This window comes from Actinosynnema sp. NPDC091369, from assembly GCF_044757065.1.
GTDB lineage: Bacteria > Actinomycetota > Actinomycetes > Mycobacteriales > Pseudonocardiaceae > Actinosynnema.
Window position 1 is genome coordinate 819901 of the sequence record NZ_JBIVUG010000003.1, and the last position, 17714, is coordinate 837614.

At 70.8% G+C, this 17714-nt stretch carries 18 protein-coding genes and 1 tRNA gene; 11 read left to right on the forward strand and 8 right to left on the reverse strand.

The window, feature by feature from the left end:
- Positions 1–50: 50 nt before the first annotated feature.
- Positions 51–656, forward strand: coding sequence for a malonic semialdehyde reductase (locus ACIQMJ_RS16485; RefSeq protein WP_499761798.1), 606 nt, complete (start codon positions 51–53; stop codon positions 654–656).
- Between the two features lie 81 nt (positions 657–737).
- Here the strand turns inward: ACIQMJ_RS16485 and ACIQMJ_RS16490 are convergent, their stop codons facing one another.
- Positions 738–1388 carry a COG4315 family predicted lipoprotein gene (locus ACIQMJ_RS16490; protein ID WP_499761799.1) on the reverse strand — a complete coding sequence of 217 codons (651 nt, stop codon included), beginning with the start codon at positions 1386–1388 and terminating at the stop codon, positions 738–740.
- A gap of 92 nt (positions 1389–1480) precedes the next feature.
- On the reverse strand, positions 1481–2920 hold the full coding sequence (locus ACIQMJ_RS16495; protein WP_499761800.1) for an RICIN domain-containing protein: 1440 nt from the start codon (positions 2918–2920) through the stop codon (positions 1481–1483).
- Positions 2921–3120: 200 nt separating this feature from the next.
- On the opposite strand from ACIQMJ_RS16495, the gene ACIQMJ_RS16500 reads away from it, so the two are divergent.
- A complete protein-coding gene (locus ACIQMJ_RS16500; protein WP_499761801.1) occupies positions 3121–5181 on the forward strand; it encodes a S9 family peptidase in 2061 nt (686 codons plus the stop codon).
- Between the two features lie 54 nt (positions 5182–5235).
- On the opposite strand, the gene ACIQMJ_RS16505 is transcribed toward ACIQMJ_RS16500, so the two are convergent.
- The 4 genes from ACIQMJ_RS16505 to ACIQMJ_RS16520 all read right to left on the reverse strand — a co-directional run bounded on the left by ACIQMJ_RS16505 (position 5236) and on the right by ACIQMJ_RS16520 (position 9027).
- Positions 5236–6078: a spermidine synthase gene (locus tag ACIQMJ_RS16505; protein ID WP_499761802.1), complete on the reverse strand. Its 843-nt coding sequence runs from the start codon at positions 6076–6078 to the stop codon at positions 5236–5238.
- The gene (gene speD / locus ACIQMJ_RS16510) at positions 6075–6488 is read right to left on the reverse strand and encodes an adenosylmethionine decarboxylase (RefSeq protein WP_233813098.1); all 414 of its coding nucleotides are present in this window, start codon (positions 6486–6488) and stop codon (positions 6075–6077) included. The genes ACIQMJ_RS16505 and speD overlap by 4 nt, the downstream gene beginning before the upstream one ends.
- Before the next feature lie 56 nt (positions 6489–6544).
- On the reverse strand, positions 6545–7714 hold the full coding sequence (locus ACIQMJ_RS16515) for a type III PLP-dependent enzyme (protein ID WP_499761803.1): 1170 nt from the start codon (positions 7712–7714) through the stop codon (positions 6545–6547).
- A 95-nt stretch (positions 7715–7809) separates the two neighbouring features.
- On the reverse strand, positions 7810–9027 hold the full coding sequence (locus tag ACIQMJ_RS16520) for a metallophosphoesterase (RefSeq protein WP_499761804.1): 1218 nt from the start codon (positions 9025–9027) through the stop codon (positions 7810–7812).
- Positions 9028–9141: 114 nt separating this feature from the next.
- On the opposite strand from ACIQMJ_RS16520, the gene ACIQMJ_RS16525 reads away from it, so the two are divergent.
- The 3 genes from ACIQMJ_RS16525 to pabB all read left to right on the forward strand — a co-directional run bounded on the left by ACIQMJ_RS16525 (position 9142) and on the right by pabB (position 12782).
- Positions 9142–9645, forward strand: coding sequence for a SigE family RNA polymerase sigma factor (locus ACIQMJ_RS16525; RefSeq protein ID WP_499761805.1), 504 nt, complete (start codon positions 9142–9144; stop codon positions 9643–9645).
- Entirely contained in the window at positions 9642–10592 is a 951-nt protein-coding gene (locus tag ACIQMJ_RS16530; RefSeq protein WP_499761806.1) for a hypothetical protein, read from the forward strand. Before ACIQMJ_RS16525 ends, ACIQMJ_RS16530 begins: the two co-directional genes overlap by 4 nt.
- A 168-nt stretch (positions 10593–10760) precedes the next feature.
- Entirely contained in the window at positions 10761–12782 is a 2022-nt protein-coding gene (gene pabB, locus ACIQMJ_RS16535) for an aminodeoxychorismate synthase component I (protein ID WP_499761807.1), read from the forward strand.
- 62 nt (positions 12783–12844) lie between these two features.
- Here the strand turns inward: pabB and ACIQMJ_RS16540 are convergent, their stop codons facing one another.
- Complete coding sequence (locus ACIQMJ_RS16540; protein WP_015104119.1) at positions 12845–13186, reverse strand: histone-like nucleoid-structuring protein Lsr2; 342 nt, start codon at positions 13184–13186, stop codon at positions 12845–12847.
- 274 nt (positions 13187–13460) lie between these two features.
- Here ACIQMJ_RS16540 and ACIQMJ_RS16545 point away from each other — a divergent pair, with 274 nt between their 5' ends.
- The 3 genes from ACIQMJ_RS16545 to ACIQMJ_RS16555 all read left to right on the forward strand — a co-directional run bounded on the left by ACIQMJ_RS16545 (position 13461) and on the right by ACIQMJ_RS16555 (position 15227).
- Entirely contained in the window at positions 13461–13742 is a 282-nt protein-coding gene (locus ACIQMJ_RS16545) for a metal-sensitive transcriptional regulator (protein WP_053722042.1), read from the forward strand.
- A 68-nt stretch (positions 13743–13810) separates the two neighbouring features.
- Positions 13811–13884, forward strand: a tRNA-Leu gene (locus ACIQMJ_RS16550).
- An 86-nt stretch (positions 13885–13970) separates the two neighbouring features.
- On the forward strand, positions 13971–15227 hold the full coding sequence (locus ACIQMJ_RS16555) for a site-specific integrase (RefSeq protein ID WP_499761808.1): 1257 nt from the start codon (positions 13971–13973) through the stop codon (positions 15225–15227).
- Between the two features lie 2 nt (positions 15228–15229).
- Here the strand turns inward: ACIQMJ_RS16555 and ACIQMJ_RS16560 are convergent, their stop codons facing one another.
- Positions 15230–16384: an NsdA family TPR-like regulatory protein gene (locus tag ACIQMJ_RS16560; RefSeq protein ID WP_499761809.1), complete on the reverse strand. Its 1155-nt coding sequence runs from the start codon at positions 16382–16384 to the stop codon at positions 15230–15232.
- A 135-nt stretch (positions 16385–16519) separates the two neighbouring features.
- On the opposite strand from ACIQMJ_RS16560, the gene ACIQMJ_RS16565 reads away from it, so the two are divergent.
- From ACIQMJ_RS16565 to ACIQMJ_RS16575, 3 genes are read left to right on the forward strand one after another with little or no spacing between them, the layout of a single operon-like run.
- Entirely contained in the window at positions 16520–16738 is a 219-nt protein-coding gene (locus ACIQMJ_RS16565) for a hypothetical protein (RefSeq protein ID WP_499761810.1), read from the forward strand.
- Positions 16716–17033 (forward strand): hypothetical protein, encoded by a 318-nt coding sequence (locus ACIQMJ_RS16570; RefSeq protein WP_499761811.1) that lies wholly within the window; start codon positions 16716–16718, stop codon positions 17031–17033. Before ACIQMJ_RS16565 ends, ACIQMJ_RS16570 begins: the two co-directional genes overlap by 23 nt.
- A 50-nt stretch (positions 17034–17083) precedes the next feature.
- On the forward strand, positions 17084–17581 hold the full coding sequence (locus tag ACIQMJ_RS16575) for a hypothetical protein (protein WP_499761812.1): 498 nt from the start codon (positions 17084–17086) through the stop codon (positions 17579–17581).
- Positions 17582–17714 lie beyond the last annotated feature (133 nt).

Consider the following 17714-nt stretch of genomic DNA (forward strand, 5'->3'; position numbering starts at 1 on the left):
CTGGAGGTTGTCCCGTACGCGACCCGTACGGGACAACCGAAAGAGGCACGATGACCGCCACCCTCGACGCGCTGGCTCTGCCGCGCGAAGCGCAGGACCTGCTGTTCCGCGAGGCGCGCACGGCGAACGCGTTCACCGACGAGCCGGTGACCGACGACCAGCTCCGCGCCGTGTACGACCTCGTGAAGTGGGGTCCGACCGCGATGAACAGCCAGCCGCTGCGCGTGCTGTTCGTCCGCGGCGAGGAGGCCAAGGCCCGCCTGGCGCCCCACATGGCCGAGGGCAACCGCGCCAAGACGCTGGCCGCGCCGGTGACCGCGATCCTGGCCGCCGACACCGACTTCCACGAGCACTTCGCCACCACGTTCCCGCACTTCCCGGGCGCGAAGGCGGCGTTCGCGGACGACGCCCGGCGCGCCGAGGCGGCGAAGACGAACGCGCTGCTCCAGGTCGGCTACTTCATCGTCGGCGTCCGCGCGGCCGGTCTCGCCGCCGGCCCGATGAGCGGCTTCGACCCCGAGGGCGTCCGCGGCGAGTTCTTCGCCGACACCAACCAGCTGCCGCTGGTGGTCGTCAACATCGGTCACCCGGACCACTCCGGCACCCACCCGCGCAACGCGCGCCTGGACTACGCCGACGCGGTCCGCACCATCTGACGCCCTTCGCGACGCCCGCTGCGCGACGCCCGAATCCCCCGGCCAACCCCAGGCCGGGGGATCGGGGCGTTCCACAGTGGACTACGCGGCGGGCGGCGTCACCCCCGGCGGCAGGCACTCGATGTTGCGCTTGCCGTCGGGCCGCACCACGAACCACGTGCCGCCGACGCCCTGGCCCTTCCACTGGCCCGGCGCCTCGTCCTTGGCGTAGGTGTAGAGCGGCCAGCCGTCCAGCGTGACCTGCTCGGTGCCGTCGGCCCGCTTCACCGTGGACACCAGCGCCGGGTCGACGCCCTGCAACTGCGGCTTGCCGTTGGACAGCACGGGCGGCCACGTCACGGCGCACTGACCCTCGCAGTTGGACTTCGCCGGGTCCGGTGCGTCCTTGTCGAACCGGTACAGCGTGCGGCCGTCGCCGTCCTGCACGACCTCGCCCATCTTGGGCACGCTCTTGCCCACCAGCGTCACCTGCGGCCCGGACGGCGCGGGCGCGGCCTGGCCCTCCGGGGCGTCGGCCGCGGGCTGCTCGACGGGTGCCGCTTCCTCGCTGGTCGGAGGGGCAAGGGGCTCCTGGACGTCGCCGTAGTCGCCCTGGGCCGCGGCGGCGACCTGCTCGGTCTGCGCGACCGTCCTGCCCTGCAGGCCGGTGGCGTTGGAAGTCCACACGACCAGCGCGAGCACGGCCGCCATGCCGCCCGCGACGGCGATGGCGATGCGGTTTCGTCGGATCACACTCACTCCTCCTTGGTCCGTCAATCGCTCCACCGACGACTACGGCCCTCCCGCCGCCGCGGTTCAGCCGGCGCCGAAGACAGGGGTCGGACCTACCCCAGCCGCCACTGCTGCGACCGGCTCCCGTCGCACCGCCGCGTCACCACCGCGCCGTCCACCGCGGCCAGGCACTCGCTGACGTTCCCGGCGGCGTGCACCCGGACCCAGTCCTCGGCGGCCGGCGACTCGAGGACCCACGTGCCCGGCGTGCCGGAGATCGTCACGCGGCAGCCGTGCGCGGACTCGCCGACCGCGACGACCGACACGGCGGGAGCCGCGGACGCCGCCCGGTGCGCCGCGCCGTCCCCGTCGGTCAGGTGCAGGCCGGTGGCGTTGTCGCGCACCGGGCCGCGCCACGGCTCGCGGCACGACCGGCGGCCCGGCATCGCGTACGGCCGGATCGACCAGGCGACCTCGTCCTGCCCGAACGGGCGGCAGTCGCGCCGGAACACCTGGATGTGCACGTCCGGCCGACCGCCCTGGTGGGCGAGGCAGCCGCCCGTGCCCCGGTTCTCGACCACCACCGCGTCCGGCGCCCGGCCGCGGATGCGCCGCACCCGCCACCGCTGGCGGTCGTCACCCGGGCGGCAGGCGCGGAAGTGCTGGTCGGTCTCCGGCTCGTCGTCGGCCGCCAGGCACAGGTCCGCCCGCACGCTGCTGCGGATCGCCCAGTCGCCCCCTCCCGCGGGCGCCGGCACCACGTGGTGGCCGGGGTTGTGCGAGTCGGCGCAGTCCCATTGGTAGATGTCCCCGCCGTCGGACTCCGAATCGTCCGGCTGGGTGTAGACGCCGTTGCGGGCGAGACATTTCCCGGTCTTCAGGTTGACCACGTGAGCGAGAAATTCCCGCTCACCCGGAAATGCTTCGCCCACGTGGTCGACCGCGCCGCCGCGAGTGCCGGGGTGGTCCGCCGCGGTCGCCATCGACAACGCGATCACCGAGACGAGGACCAGCGCCGCCCGCCCCCACCGGATCGCGTCACCGGGCCGGGCCGGCGGGTAGGGGTGGTCCGGCCGGGCGATCCACGCGGTGGCGGTGGTGCCCTTCACCGCCACGTCGACCCGCCGGAACGTGCGCGGGTCGAGCACCCGGCTGTGCCACGCCACCTCGTCGTAGCACCACGACGACAGCACGAGCGCCGGCACACCGGGCGACCCCGCCGGCGCGCTCTTGAGCTGCGGCGCTTCGACCAGGCGGAACGCCAGGTTGATCGACGCGGACGTGAAGCCCTGCCGGTCGGGGTGGACCTCGCCCGCGTGCACCGCCATGCGCACCCGCACCCGTTCGCCCTCCCGTCGCACGGCGGAGTCGTGCTCCGCCAGCGCCTCGGCCAACGCGCCCGGCAGCCGTTCCACCACCAGGGTCTTCGGCACGTCCGGCGGCACCAGGAGGAAGACGCCGTCGCCGCGGTCCTCCCGGTGGCAGGCGTCCCACGGGATGCCGGAATCGTCGAAAGCCCGGCGCAACGACCGGTAGAGAACGTTCCGGACCACGAGTTGATCCGCATTCGTGCGGCTTCCGTGGGTGAACTTCTCCACGTCGACGACGATTATGGTCCGGTGCGCCGCCCGTCCATTCTCCGACTCCACGACGTCACCATAAAGCCGCACCGGAAAAGCCGCCGGTCGATCTGCGCCCGCCGTTCCCTTTCACCCGCGCCCGTGGAGCCGCACCGGGGACATAGGGTGTCCGGGTGGGCAACGAGATCTCCTTCCCGCGCCAACACGCGCGCACCCAGCGGTTCACCCTCGGCGCACCCCGGACGTTCACCGCCGCGCCGGACGGCACGAAGGTGTACTTCCTCCGCACCGCCACGGCCACGAGCCGGGCGAACGGCCTGTGGGCGTTCGACACCGCGACCCGCGCCGAGACGCTGCTGGCCGACCCCGGCGTGCTGCTGACCGACCCCGAGGACCTGTCCCCGCAGGAGCGGGCCCGCCGCGAGCGCACCCGCGAGTCGGCCGCCGGCATCGTCGGCTACGCCACCGACAGCGCCGTGCGGCAGGCCGTGTTCGCGTTGTCCGGCAGGCTGTTCGTGGTCGAGCTCGCCACCGCCGCCGTGCGGGAACTGCCGGTCGCCGGCGCGGCCATCGACCCGCGCCTGGACCCGACCGGGCGCAAGGTCGGCTACGTGGCCGACGGCGCGCTGCACGTCGTGGACCTGGGGACCGGCGCGGACCGGGTGGTCGCCGAGCCGGACGGCCCGGACGTCACGTGGGGCCTGGCGGAGTTCATCGCGGCCGAGGAGATGGGCCGCTACCGCGGCTACTGGTTCTCCCCGGACGGCGAGCGGGTGCTGGCGGCCCGGGTGGACACCGCGCCCGTGCCGCGCTGGCACATCGCCGACCCGGCGAACCCGGACCGGCCCGCCGCCGAGATCGCCTACCCCGCCGCGGGCGAGGCCAACGCGGTGGTGGAGCTGGCGATCCTCGGCCCCGGACGCACCGACGTGACGTGGGACCGCGAAGCCTTCCCGTACGTCACCACGGTCTCGTGGACCTCGTACGGCAAGCCGCTGGTGCAGGTCCAGTCGCGCGACCAGCGCCGCGTGCTGGTCCTGGCGGTCGACCCGACGACCGGCGCCACCGAGGTCGTCGCCGACGACACCGACCCGCACTGGCTGGAGGTCGTGCCGGGCGCGCCGCGCTGGACCCCGGCCGGCGAGCTGCTGCGCGTGCTGCCGATCGGTGACGCGAACCGGCTCGTCGTCGGCGACCGGCCGTGGACGCCGGACGGCTTCCAGGTGCGCGCGGTGCTCGACGTCGCCCGGGACGGCGTGCTGGTCACCGCGTCCGTGGACGACCCGACCCAGACGCACGTGTTCCTGGTCGACGGCGACGACATCACTCGACTGTCCACTGAGGACGGTGTGCACGGCGCGACCCGGGCGGGTGGCGTGCTGGTGCTGTCCCGGTCGTCGCTGGACCACTTCGGGCCGAAGGTCACCGTCTCCACCGGAGGCGAGATCGGCTCGTTCGCCGAGACGCCCGTGCTGGCGCCGGACGTGCGGCTGCTCACCGTCGGCGAGCGCGACCTGCGCGCGGCGCTGCTGTTCCCGCGCGGCCACGTGCCGGGCACCAGGCTGCCGGTCCTGCTCGACCCGTACGGCGGCCCGCACGCGCAGCGCGTGGTGTCGGCGCGCAACGCCTACCTGGCCTCGCAGTGGCTGGCGGACCAGGGTTTCGCGGTCCTCGTCGTGGACGGGCGCGGCACGCCCGGTCGCGGTCCGGCGTGGGAGCGGGAGATCGTGTTCGACTTCGCGGGCGCCACCCTCGAGGACCAGGTGGACGCCCTGCACGCGGTCGCGGCGGGCGAACCGGACCTCGACCTGACCCGGGTCGGCATCCGCGGCTGGTCCTACGGCGGCTACCTGGCGGCGCTGGCCGTGCTGCGCCGCCCGGACGTGTTCCACGCGGGCATCGCGGGCGCGCCGGTCACCGACTGGCGGCTCTACGACACCCACTACACCGAGCGCTACCTGGGCCACCCGGCCGAGAAGCCCGAGGTGTACGAGGCCAACTCGCTCATCGCCGACGCGCCGAAGCTGGAGCGCCCGCTGATGATCGTGCACGGCCTGGCGGACGACAACGTGGTGGCCGCGCACACCCTGCGCCTGTCGTCGGCGCTGCTCGCCGCCGGCCGGCCGCACACCGTGCTGCCGCTGTCCGGCGTGACCCACATGACCCCGCAGGAGCAGGTGGCGGAGAACTTGCTCCTGCTCCAGGTCGACTTCCTGCGCCGCGCGCTGGCCTGAGACGCGGAACGGGGCCGTCCCCCGCGAGGAGGACGGCCCCGTTCGAGCCTGGCGTCAGGCCAACGAGTGGCGCACCAGGTACGGCGGGATCGAGTTGCCGACCAGGGCCAGGTCGTCGATCGTCTCCGGCTGGTAGCCGCACTCGGGCAGCCGCTCGACCATCAGCGCGGTCGGGTCGGCCACCTCGTCGGCGCGCCCGAACAGGTACGCCCACTCGTGCTCGTCCGAGCCGTAGTACGCGACCGTGTCGAACACCTCGTTGAACCGCTGCCACATGCGGGTCAGCGTGGTGTTGCGCCACATCGTCTGGCAGCCCGCCTGGGACACCACGACGCCGCCCGGCGTGAGCAGCGCCTTGCACATGGCCAGGAACTCGGCGCCGTACAAGCGGTTGTGCTGCGCCTCTTCCTCGCGCTCGTCCGGCAGGTCCACCAGGACGATGTCGTAGCGCTCCGACGTCGTCCGGATGTACTCGTAGCCGTCGATGTAGCGCACGTGGACCGGGCCTTCGCCCTTCTCCGCCAGCGCGAGCTCGTCGAGCGTGTAGCCGTAGGGCAGGTGCTCGGCGCACAGCCGCACGGCCTGCGAGTCGATGTCGATGTGGTCGACCACCGAAGCGCCGGCCGCCACCGCCATCTGGCACACCACGCCCTCCGACGACCCGATGACCAGCACCCGGTCGACCCGGTCGGCCAGCAGCAGCGCCGGGACCATCAGCGCCTCGTGGTAGGTGAGCTGGCTGAACTCGGTGCTCTGCCGGTCGTCGTCGCAGAACAGCGACAACCCCTGGGCGGTGCGGGCGATCACCAGGTGCTGGAACTCGGTCCTGGTGTCGACCACGACCTCCTCGACGTCCCAGTGCCTGGTCATGCCGGCCGCGAGCGGTTCGCGGATCAAGACGCCTTCTCCTCACCGACGAGCGCGGGGACCCGGTGGCCCCGGCTGATCATGTCCGTCCGTGCCGACACCGCACCCAGGGCCTCGGCCAACAACTGCACCGCGAGCGCGGGCTTGGCACGCGTGCCGCACGTGAACACGTCCACGAACACGGCACCGACTTCCGGGTACGTGTGGATGGACGCGTGCGACTCCGACAACAGGGCCAGCACGGTGACCCCTTGCGGCTCGAACTGCTTGGAGACCACCTCCAACACCGTGGCATCAGCCTGGGTGAGCGCCTCGCCGAGCGCGTGTCGCAGGAACTGCTCGTCGTCGAGCAGTTCCGGGCTCACGCCTTCGAGCTCGGCGAGCACGTGCTGTCCTGCGAACAAGCCGACCGGCTCGGATTCGCACGGGAGTTCGGACATCAATCACTCCAAACATCTTCAGGAGGGGGCACAGCAGCGGACAGGCGGGAGCGCGCTCATCGCACGCAGTGGGTGGCCAGCGGCGGGAAGCCGTTGAACGCCACCGACGAGTAGCTGGCCGTGTAGGCGCCCGCGCCGAGCAGGTCGACGTGGTCGCCCGCGCGCAGGTCCAGCGGCAGCTCGTAGCACGTGTTCTGGTACAGCACGTCGTCCGCGTCGCACGTCGGACCGGCCAGCACGACCGGGCCGACCGGGCCACCGTCCTTGCTGGTGACCAGCGGGTACGCGATGGCCTCGCCCTCGGTCTCCGCGAGGCCGCCGTAGCGGCCGATGTCGAGGAAGACCCAGCGGCGTTCGTCCGAATAGGACTTCCGGGACACCAGCACCACTTCGGAGCGGATCAGGCCCGACTCGGCCACGATAGCGCGTCCGGGCTCGATCATCACCTCGGGCGCGAAGTCGCCGAAGTGGCGGGCGATGGACGCGGTGATGGCCGCGCCGTACTCCGCCAGCGGCGGCGGCTGCTCCAGGTAGCCCGCGGGCAGGCCGCCGCCCAGGTTGACCGTGGTCGGCGCGAGCCCCTCGGCGCGCAGCTTGCCGATGATGTCGGCGGCGTCGGCGATGGCGCCGTCCCAGCCGTTCGGGTCGAGCTGCTGCGAACCGGCGTGGAACGCCACGCCCAGCGGAACGAGGCCGAGCTCGGCGGCCAGCCGCAGGAGATCCGTCGCCATCTCGGGCGAGCAGCCGAACTTCTTCCCGAACGGGTAGGTGGAACCCTTGCTGTTGACCAGGATCCGCAGCAGCACCGACGCGCCGGGCGCGTGCTCGGCCAGCGTGCGCACGTCCTGTTCGCTGTCGGACACGAAGAGTCGCACACCGCGCCCGTGGGCGTAGGCGATGTCCCGCGCCTTCTTGATCGGGTTGCTGTAGGAGATGGCCTCCGGCGCCGCGCCGCGGGCCAGGCACAGGTCGATCTCGGCCGGGCTGGCGACGTCGAAGCTCGACCCCTCGGCGGCCAGCAGCTCGACCACGTCGGGCGTCGGGTTCGCCTTGACCGCGTAGAAGATCCCCACCCGGGGCAGCGCCGCGCCGATCGCCGCGAACCGGTCGCGCACCGTCGGCAGGTCGATGACCAGGCAGGGCGTGTCCGGTCGGTCGTGGTCCAGGAAACGACGAATACGAGCCATTGCCTCGTTGAGCCGGTCGTCGGCAAAGCTCGTCGTCATCTCGCTAGGGGTCCCCCTCCGCAACCATGAGCAGGCATGGTCAGACCGTGTTCGGGCACGGCCGTCCACTCTAGGTGGTGAAGGCGAAAAATGCGCTATCGGCCGGCGAACTTGTGACGCAGCTCCACGACGGTGATGTCCGGCGCCGCGCCGACGCGCACCGGCGGGCCCCAGAACCCGGCGCCGTTGCTGGTGTAGACCTGCGTGCCGTCGACGGTCTCCAGCCCGCTGCGCACCGGCTGTTGCAAGCCCACGGCGAGGTGGAACGGGAACATCTGGCCGCCGTGCGTGTGCCCGGACAGCTGCAGGTCCACGCCGTGCTTGGCGGCCTCGCGCACCTGCACCGGCTGGTGCGCCATCAGCACCACCGGCGTGGACGTGTCGCGGCCGTCCAGCGCGCGGGCGAAGTCCGGACCGTCCTGGAAGGCCGCGCCGGTGACGTCGTTGACGCCCGCGAGGTCGAACGACGCGCCGGCCCGCTCGATCCGCAGCCGCTCGTTGCGCAGCGGGTTGACCCCGAGCCGCTCCAGCTCCGCCAGCCACGGCTCGACGCCGGAGTAGTACTCGTGGTTGCCGGTGACGAAGAAGCTGCCGTGCGTGCTCACGAGGTCGCGCAGCGGAGCCGCCGCCTCGCCCAGCTCGTCCACCGTGCCGTCCACCAGGTCGCCGACGACCGCGACCAGGTCCACCCGCTGCTCGTTGATCATCCGCACGATCCGCTCGGTGTGCCCGCGGCCGAGCAGCGGCCCGAGGTGGATGTCGCTCACCACCGCGATCCGGTAGCCGGACAGCCGCTGGTCGAGCTTGCCCAGCGTCACCGGCACCCGCTTGACGACCGGGTCGCCCAGCGCCTGCGTGGTGCCGAAGCCGACGACGCCCGCCGTGGCCACCCCGCCCGCGACGGCGAGCGACCGCGCGATGAACAGCCGTCGACCCGGGTCGGCGGGCTGCCCGCCGAGCGTGGCCGCGGGGGTCTCGACCGGCGCGTCGGGCGCGCCGACGGCGACCGGGGCCTCGTGCGCGCGCGCCGCGCGGTTCAGCACCAGCCGCGGGATCTCCAGCACGCCCAGGATCAACGAGAAGTAGAACGCGCCCGCCAGCCAGATGAACCCCGGCCACGCCACGACCGCCCCGAACGACCCGCCGAGCCTGCTCACCGCCAGCGCCGACATCACCAGCAGGTAGAGGAAGACCACAACGCCGGTGCCGATCCGGCGGCCGCGCCCCGGCCGGGTCGTGGCCCGCACGGCCCGCTTCCAGATGTAGTAGTGGGCCGCGCCCATCACGACCGCGAACAGCACGAAGAAGAACAACGCGGGGCCTCCCAGGGGTGATGAACCCAGTCTCCACGAAACTCGGCGCGGGCATGCAACCCCCCGGGGCCCTGTGGGCGTGATTACCTCGTACCGCAGCACGGGGGAGGACAGATGAGTGATCGGGACGCCGCGTTCGCGGAGTACTTCGCGGCGCGTTCCGAGGCCATGCGCGGCACGGCGTACCTGCTGTGCGGCGACTGGCACCGTGCCGAGGACCTGGTTCAAGCGACGTTCGCGAAGCTCTACGTGGCGTGGCGGCGGATCAACCGGCACGAGGCACTCGACGCCTACACCCGCCAGACGCTGGTCCGGACGTTCGTGTCGGACCTGCGCCGGGGCTGGTTCCGCAAGGAACGGGTGAGCGAGACCACCGCCGACGTGGCGGACGTCTCGCGCGGCTCGGCGGAGGACCGGCTGGTGCTGCTCGCGGCGCTGGCGAAGGTGCCCCCGAGGCAACGGGCCGTGCTCGTGCTCCGGTACTGGGAAGACCTGTCGGTCGAGGAGACCGCCAGGGCGTTGAGCTGTTCCGAAGGAACGGTGAAGAGCCAGGCCGCGCGGGGGCTGCAGACGCTGCGCGGCCTGATCACCCCTCAGCAGGGAGAAAAGGTGCGATGAACGAGCACGAGCTGAAGAGCGCGTTGCAGGATGTGATGGTGGCGAGCAGCCCGCCGCCACCCATGAGCCCCGAGGCTGCGCTGGAGCACGGCCGCCGCGCGCAGCGCCGCAGGCAGACCGCGGTGGGGGGCGGTCTCGCCAGTCTCGCCGTGGTGGCCGTCGCGGTGGGCGCGGTGCTGGTGCCGAACCTGACCGGTGGCGGCTCCGACCTGCAGGTGGCGGGAGGGCAGTCGGCGTCCGCCCCGTTCGTCACGCCCACGGACGGGCCGCCGTCGCAGTCGCGGTGGGTGACCGTGACGCCGCCGCCCAGCGGACCGCCGTCCAGCGGACCACCGCCGTCCAGGACGAGCACCCAGTGGCCGAACGGGCAGAGCGACCGGACCGCGACCAGCGGGCCGCGCGCCGACAAGGGCGCCAAGCTGCTCAACGACCTGGCCTCGTCGCTGCCGCCCGGCGTGAAGGCCGAGGACCGGCAGCGGATCGGGTTCGCCGACTACGGGCCCATGACCTGGCGGCAGGCGCAGTTCGCCGAGTACGCCGGCGAGCTGGAGGTCTGGGACTACGAGGCGCGCACACCGGTCGTCATCACCGGTGAGGCGGGCGTCGGCGAGCTGTTCATCCAGGTCGAGACCAAGGGCAACACGCGGCTCGGCGACCTCGTCGGGTGCGCGGCGGCGACCAAGTACGCCTACCCGGTCTCCGGCGGCACGTGCGCGCTGGTCGACGTCGGCGGCAAGCAGGTCGCCCTCGTCACCGGGGCGACCCCGGACGCCGATGGCAACACGATGGACTCGGCGGCGTTCTACCGGCATCCGGACGGCACGCTGGTGACCGTGGCGTACTCGAGCGAGTACCTGGAGTCGGGCCACCCGGCGCTGTCGCGGCCGGCGTTGACCGGCGAGCAGCTCGCGGCGATCGCCGCGGACCCGAAGTTCCACCTGGACTGAAGCCACCGCCGGGGACGGGGAGGCCGGGCGCGAGTGCGCCCGGCCTCTTCGGTGTGCGCCCGGCTCCGTGTGCCTGCCGTGTGCGCCCAGGTGTGCCTGTGCGTGCCCTTCGTCGCGCGTCCGAGGGTCCTCCGTTCGGGTGTTCGTGCAGGTACCGTGCTGTTTGCCATGCGGACACTGCTCATCGACAACTACGACTCGTTCACCTTCAACCTGTTCCAGTACCTGGCCGAGGTGAACGGGCGCGAACCGGTCGTCATCACCCACGACGACCCGCGGTTCCGGCTGTCCGACCTGCGGCGCTTCGACAACGTGGTGATCTCGCCCGGCCCCGGCCGGCCGCAGCGCGAGGCCGACTTCGGCCTGTGCCGCGCGGTGATCGAGCACGCCGAGATCCCCCTCCTGGGCGTCTGCCTGGGCCACCAGGGGCTGTGCCTGGCGCACGGCGCGTCCGTGGGCTTGGTCACGCCCCGGCACGGCGTGGTGGACGACGTGCGGCACACCGGGGTGGACGTGTTCGCCGGTCTGCCGTCCCCGCTGCCCGTCGTGCGGTACCACTCGCTGGCCGTGTCCGACCTGCCACCGTCGCTGGAGCCGATCGCCTGGGCGGCGTCCGACGGCGTGCTGATGGGCGTGCGGCACCGGTCGCGGCCCGCGTGGGGCGTGCAGTTCCACCCCGAGTCGGTGTGCACGTCGCACGGCCACCAGCTGCTGGCGAACTTCCGCGACCTGACCGGGGCGTCGACCGCCCCGCCCGTCCTCCCTCCGTCGGCGCCGGTGCCCGCGTCCGTGCCCGCTCGTGAGGTGCTGGTGCGGCGGGTGGACGCGCACCCGCCGCCGGAGGAGGTGTTCGCGGCCCTGCACGGGGCGTCCGAGGACGCGTTCTGGCTGGACAGCAGCATCGAGGGCGAGCGTGGCCGGTTCTCCGTGATGGGTGACGCGTCCGGCCCGCTGGCGCGCGTGGCGACGTACGACGTGTGGACCGGCGAGGTGACGGTGGACGGGGTGGCGCACCACGGGCCGTTCTTCGACTGGCTGGAGGCCGACCTGGCGGCGTGGCGCGTGACGCCGCCGGACGTGCCGTTCGAGTTCGCCCTCGGCTGGGTGGGCTACCTCGGCTACGAGCTGAAGGCCGAATGCGGCGGCGCGGCGGCGCACCGTTCGGAGCAACCCGACGCGGCATTCGTGTTCGCCGACCGGGCGCTGGTTTTCGACCACGTTTCGCGGTGCGTGTACCTGTTGGCGTTGTCCGACGAGGACGGCTGGTTGGGCCGAACGGCCGATTTCCTGCGTCATTTCGCCGCCGGTCCGACCGCGCCCCCCGGCCGGGCCCGAGTCGACTCCGTGCAGGCGCGGCACAGCCGTTCGCACTACTTGAAGCTGGTCGCGGCTTGCCAGGAGGCCATCACGGCGGGCGAGAGCTACGAGGTGTGCTTGACGAACACGGTGACGTGGCGCGGCGAGCTGGACCCGTGGGACGCCTACCGGTTCCTGCGCGCGGAAAGCCCCGCGCCGTTCGGGGCGTTGCTCCGTTTCGGTGCGCTCTCCGTGCTCAGCACTTCACCCGAGCGGTTCATCCGGGTCGACCGACAGGGTGTCGTCGAATCCGAGCCAATCAAGGGCACGCGTGCCCGCGGGGCGACCCCCGCCGAGGACGAGGGTTTGCGCAGGGCCTTGGCTGCCAGCGCGAAGGACCGCGCGGAGAACCTCATGATCGTGGACTTGGTCCGCAATGATCTGGGCCATTGCGCGGAAGTCGGCAGCGTGCGGGTGCCCAGGATCTTCGAGGTGGAGAGCTACGCGACAGTGCACCAGCTGGTGAGCACCGTTCGGGCCCGACTGCGTTCCGGTAGTTCCGCCGTGCGGGTGGTTAGGGCGGCGTTCCCGGGCGGGTCCATGACAGGCGCGCCCAAGATCCGGACAATGCAGATCATCGACGGGCTGGAAGCCGGGCCCAGGGGTGTGTACTCCGGGGCGCTCGGTTACTTCTCACTCTCCGGAACGGCCGACTTCAGCATCGTCATCAGGACGCTGGTGGTGGACCGGGACAAGGTGAGTTTCGGGGTCGGCGGCGCGGTCATCGCGCTGTCCGACCCCGTGGAGGAATTCGAGGAGACCGCGGTCAAGGCGACCGCGCTGCTCCGGCTGGCAGGCGTCGGCTTCCCGGGCCGCGCTCCCGCGCCCGAGTAGCCGCTGACCTGCTGTTCTCCCCTGCGGCAGAGGTGGCCTGCCGCAGGGGAAAACGAGGCGAGTCAGGACGCGTGGGCTTCCTGGAACTGCACGACCAGGCCCTGGGGAATGCGGCCCCGGTCGGAGATCTGGTGGCCCTGTGCGCGCGCCCAGTCCCGAATCGCCTGGGCCTGCGCCTTGTCACCAGCCTTTACCGTGCTCTTGCCGGTGCCCTTGCGCTGCTTGCGGCCGCCCGCGCGGCGCGCCTTGGCGACGAAGTCGGCCAGGGACTCGCGGAGCTTGTCCGCATTGTCCTTCGAGAGGTCGATGGAGTACTCCACACCGTCCAGCGCGAAGGTCACGGTCTCGGCGGCTTCGCTGCCGTCGAGGTCGTCGATGAGTTGGACGACGGTCTGCTGTGCCACTGTTCCTCCGTGTGTGCTCGCATAGCGCGTGCTGCCCTCGACTTGTTCTGCGCCACACGCTTAGGTCGCCACCATAGTGCACGAGAGGAATATCGCCTAACCTTTCGCGGTGAAAATGTGACTGATGCCCCCGGACGGGTCATTTCGCGACACAAACCGCACCGAGCCGAAATGTGCGGCCCCGTCCGCCGTCACCCCGTGGTGCCCGTCACACCCGGTCGAGTGGCCTATCCTGGACCCGGATACCCGCCCAGGGTAGGGAAGGTCGGGAGCGATGCTCGGTTACACGGCGGACAAGGACGCGTACCTCAAGCGATTGCGCCGCATCGAGGGCCAGGTCCGCGGCCTCCAGCGGATGGTCGAGAACGACGAGTACTGCATCGACGTGCTGACCCAGATCTCCGCCGCCACGAAGGCGTTGCAGGCGGTGTCCCTGGGTCTGCTGGACGAGCACCTGAAGCACTGCGTGGCGCAGGCCGTGGCCGAGGGTGGCGAGGTGGCGGAGGAGAAGATCGCCGAAGCCTCCGCCGCCATCACCCGCCTGGTCCGCTCCTGACGCCACCCCGCCCGGCCGCCACCCCGGACGGCGGCCGGGCGACCTGATCGAGTACAGTGCTCCCGCCGGCCCCCGTAGCCCAATCGGCAGAGGCAGCGGACTCAAAATCCGTCCAGTGTGCGTTCGAGTCGCACCGGGGGCACAAGGTCTGACCAGGCCGAACAACTGAAGATCACGCAGAGTTGATGATCTCTGTCCATGACGGTGTCCTTGAGTACACTGAGTGACATGGGCAGAGTCAGTGCTGCGCGCCGCCCGAAGGGCAACATCCGGGAGCGCGGGAACTCTCTTCAGGTCCGGTACTTCGCCGGACGAGACCCGGTCACGGGCAAGGACGTCTACCTCACCGCCACGGTCCCCGGCCGCGATGACGCGGCGTACCGCAAGGCTGAGGACAAGCTCGCCGAGTTCCGCACCCAGGTGAACAAGCAGCGCTCTGCCGAGTCGAGCGTCTCGCTGTCCTATGCGCTGGACGAGTGGATGCGGACCAGCGAGATCGAAGACAGCACGCGCAAGACTTACGTCGGGTACATCGAGCGCACCATCAAGCCGGCGGTCGGTGGTCTCCCGGTGAAGAAGATCACTCCGCGCATCCTGGAGAGCTTCTACACGGAACTTCGCCGCTGCCGGGTGCGCTGTGACGGCAAGCCGCACGTCGAAAAGCACGTCACCGACGAGCCGCACGACTGCGTGGAGAAGAAGTGCAAGTCTCATGTTTGCAAGGGGATGGCTGCCTCGACGGTCCGTCAGATTCACTCGATCCTCAGCGGCACACTGGATGCCGCCGCGCGGTGGGAGTGGATTGACGCCAGTCCGGCGCAGCTCGCCCGACGCCCGAAGCAGAAGCCGCCACAGCCGGACCCGCCCACTCCTGCCGAAGCCGCTCGCTTGGCCGAAGAGGCGTTCCGGATGGATGACGACTGGGGCACTTTGGTGTGGCTGGTCATGACAACAGGGATGCGTCGCGGCGAGCTGTGCGGCCTGCGGTTCAACCGAGTGGACCTCGACGCGGAGCTGATCGACCTGCGTCGTAACTGGGTTGGTGGCAAGGAGAAGGACACCAAGACACACCAGAACCGCCGGATCGCGCTGGACTCCGAAACGGTCGCGCTGCTCCGCGAGCATCGTGAGCGCGTGGCTGAACGGGTGCGTTCGGTCGGTGGCGAGTTCACCGAAGACCTGTTCGTGTTCAGCGGTACCCGGTCGCTCGACCACAGGCAGCCGTACTCGCCGAACGCCGTGACGCAGCGATACAAGGACATGGCAACCAGGCTGGGGATCGACACACACCTGCACGCACTACGGCACTACTCGGCCACGGAGTTGTTGACTGCCGGCGTGGACCTCCGCACGGTCGCCGGACGTCTCGGGCACGGTGGGGGAGGCGCGACCACATTGCGCGTCTACGCCGCGTGGGTCGCAGCGTCGGACCGCAAGGCAGCCGAAATCCTCGGGTCACGGATGCCGAAGCGGGCGCGCAAGTGATCTCAGCCGGTTAGAGCTTCCAGCCTCCTGCGCTGCCGCACTGAACCGACCTGCGCGGCCAGTAGCCGCGCTCGTTCCGCATGAGCCGACGCGTCGCGCCTTTCACCGTGCACGAACAGCACCTGCACCAAGTCTACTCGTAGGGCCGTTTCCGCCCGTGCGAAGTCAGGGTGCAGCCGGTCGAGCGCGCTCGACAGCACGTCCACTGCCTCAGGTTCGCCGAGTCGGGCGAGCGCACTACCTCGCCACCTGGAGAGGTGCGTTCCGTCGAACACGAGGTATGGCGCTTCCGTGTCGGCGGAATCGGCAGGCATGATCCACTCAGCGTGGTCAAAGGTGCGAAGGCTGCCATCACGGTCGCCGGCCGCAGCCAACGCTTCGCCGTGACCCGCCAGCAGCCACGAGGTGAGCAGCCCCGGCGCGCGGTGTTCCGCAACAGCGCACGCGTACCGCGTCAACTCCACCGCGGATTCCGTCTCGCCGATATCGAGCAGTACGACGGCCTGTCCTGCGCAGGCGTAAGCCTCCAACGCGCTTGATTCCGCGACGCGTGCCGCGCTCCGGGCCTGGTCGTAGTGCTCCCAGGATTCCCGGAGCAAGCCTTGGTCGAGTGATTGCCAGCCCGCGAGCGTGGACGCGTCCACCAAGACCCGGGCGAGCGCCGTTCTCGACTGTGGGTCGAGGACGTTTCCGAGCAAGTTCCACATCTGGCTGATCTGTGCCCGCAGCTCGCCGAGCAGCGCCGACGCGCCCAGCCGTCGATCAATGACCCGCGTGAGGTCGAGCTTCTGCTGAAGCAGTGACACGGTCGCCCGATCGACGGCACGACCGGACCTGATCCGTGCCCGTAGCTCCAGCGCCTCACTTGACCACGCCTGCGCTTCGGATGAGGCGGGCGCGACCGGCTTCAGCAGCCGGTCGATCGGCACGCCGAGCATTTCCTCAAGCAGTCGTTTCGTGCCTGCCCTGACCGGTCCGAGAGGTCGGCCGTCGGTGCGTCGACCGGTTGCCAGCCGGTTGACGTGGCGGGCGCTGAGCGTCGCGTCGATGCCGTGTTCGTGAGCGAACAGGTTGGCCTGTTCGCTGAACTGCTCGGGCGTCAGCCCGCGCTTGTGAAGCAGTTCGCCCAGCAGCGTGCTTCGGTGCCCTGACTCCATCGGATGATCTCCATGTCACCAATGTCAGCGCTGACGACTATACGACCCCATAGGTCCGCGTAGGTCGCTGGCAGGTTATTTACCGCGACTGGACCACTCGGAAAGCTGAAGTCAGCGAATCGTCGAAGGTTGGTGATGATCGTGGCGTGGAGTGAGTTGGCCAGTGATCTCGGCGGGGTCGGGCTGTTCCTGGTGTGGCTCGTGATCCCTCTGCTCTACCTCGTCGTCATCGGTCGGCGGTACGTCCGGCAATGCCAGGAGAGCGCTCAAGCGGCGGTGTGGGCGCGCGACGAGGTGCGCCAGATCCGCGAGGAACAGAGGGAAGGTGACCATGAGCCTGACGCTGGTGGATGACGAGGACAGCGAGAAGACCGTCTCGCTGTTCGATGACCCAGAGATCGTCGGCGCGGTTCAGGAACTGGTGGACGATCAGGCTCCGCGTGTGTTCGCGGTGGTTCAGGAGACGTTCGGGCCGCCGGAGGACTTGCAGATCGTGGCGTGGGGCATGACCACCAGGACGGGCGTTGAGGTGATCGACGTCCACGGCGGGATGCGCATGGGTCTGAGGTCGGCGGAGAACGTGCTGATCTTCTACCGGGCCCGTGGGCGTGCGATCCCCCGGATCTTCTGGGTCGGGGGCAAGGGGTGAGCGGTAGCGGACGAGAGATCGCGCTGGAGTGCGTGGCGCGCGGGTGGCCGGTGGTTCCGGGCGCGTTGTGGATCGATGACACGTACGTCGATCCGGTGACGAACACCGACTGTGAGGCCCTTGCCCTCGCGTCTCCGGTCATGGCGACGTTGGACCCTGCGGAGGTTCGGCGGTTGTGGCCGGTGTTGGAGGAGGGTGTCACGCGGTCGGTGTTGGTGGTGCTCGGATCGCTGTTGGCTGCGGTGGTGGTGGAGCCTGAGCCGGCGCGGCGGGTGGTGGCGTCGGCGGCGTTCCGGGCGTCGCCGACGCCGGTGGTGATGCTCCCGGTTCCGACGCTCGGACTGATGATCGAGTCGGCGGCGTTCGTGGTGTCGTCGGCGGAGGGGTTGGACGAGAAGTTGGTCTTCCCTTCGGGCGCGATGCTGCCGCTGCCGCCCGCCGTGGTCGAAGGACACCGGACGCAGTGGTTGGTGTCGCCTGCCGAGTGTGACGGGCTGATGAGCGGGCCGGAGTTGGCGGGCCTGTTGGAGACCTCCAACCGTCGTTGACCGCGCACCGCCGGTTGGGCATGGGGTGCCGGACGCCTCCCCCGGCACCTGTGGGACGGGACGGCCGTGTGCGAACCATCCATCCGGATGGCACCGCACACGGCCGTTTCGTGTCGTATGGGACGGGTTTCCC

What these genes read in the sequence shown, in the direction of transcription:
- ACIQMJ_RS16485 (WP_499761798.1), top strand. Translation starts at nt 51, where the DNA reads ATGACCGCCACCCTCGACGCGCTGGCTCTGCCGCGCGAAGCGCAGGAC.
- speD (WP_233813098.1), bottom strand. Translation starts at nt 6,488, where the DNA reads ATGTCCGAACTCCCGTGCGAATCCGAGCCGGTCGGCTTGTTCGCAGGA.
- ACIQMJ_RS16515 (WP_499761803.1), bottom strand. Translation starts at nt 7,714, where the DNA reads ATGACGACGAGCTTTGCCGACGACCGGCTCAACGAGGCAATGGCTCGT.
- ACIQMJ_RS16525 (WP_499761805.1), top strand. Translation starts at nt 9,142, where the DNA reads ATGAGTGATCGGGACGCCGCGTTCGCGGAGTACTTCGCGGCGCGTTCC.
- ACIQMJ_RS16530 (WP_499761806.1), top strand. Translation starts at nt 9,642, where the DNA reads ATGAACGAGCACGAGCTGAAGAGCGCGTTGCAGGATGTGATGGTGGCG.
- pabB (WP_499761807.1), top strand. Translation starts at nt 10,761, where the DNA reads ATGCGGACACTGCTCATCGACAACTACGACTCGTTCACCTTCAACCTG.
- ACIQMJ_RS16545 (WP_053722042.1), top strand. Translation starts at nt 13,461, where the DNA reads ATGCTCGGTTACACGGCGGACAAGGACGCGTACCTCAAGCGATTGCGC.
- ACIQMJ_RS16555 (WP_499761808.1), top strand. Translation starts at nt 13,971, where the DNA reads ATGGGCAGAGTCAGTGCTGCGCGCCGCCCGAAGGGCAACATCCGGGAG.
- ACIQMJ_RS16560 (WP_499761809.1), bottom strand. Translation starts at nt 16,384, where the DNA reads ATGGAGTCAGGGCACCGAAGCACGCTGCTGGGCGAACTGCTTCACAAG.
- ACIQMJ_RS16565 (WP_499761810.1), top strand. Translation starts at nt 16,520, where the DNA reads ATGATCGTGGCGTGGAGTGAGTTGGCCAGTGATCTCGGCGGGGTCGGG.
- ACIQMJ_RS16570 (WP_499761811.1), top strand. Translation starts at nt 16,716, where the DNA reads ATGAGCCTGACGCTGGTGGATGACGAGGACAGCGAGAAGACCGTCTCG.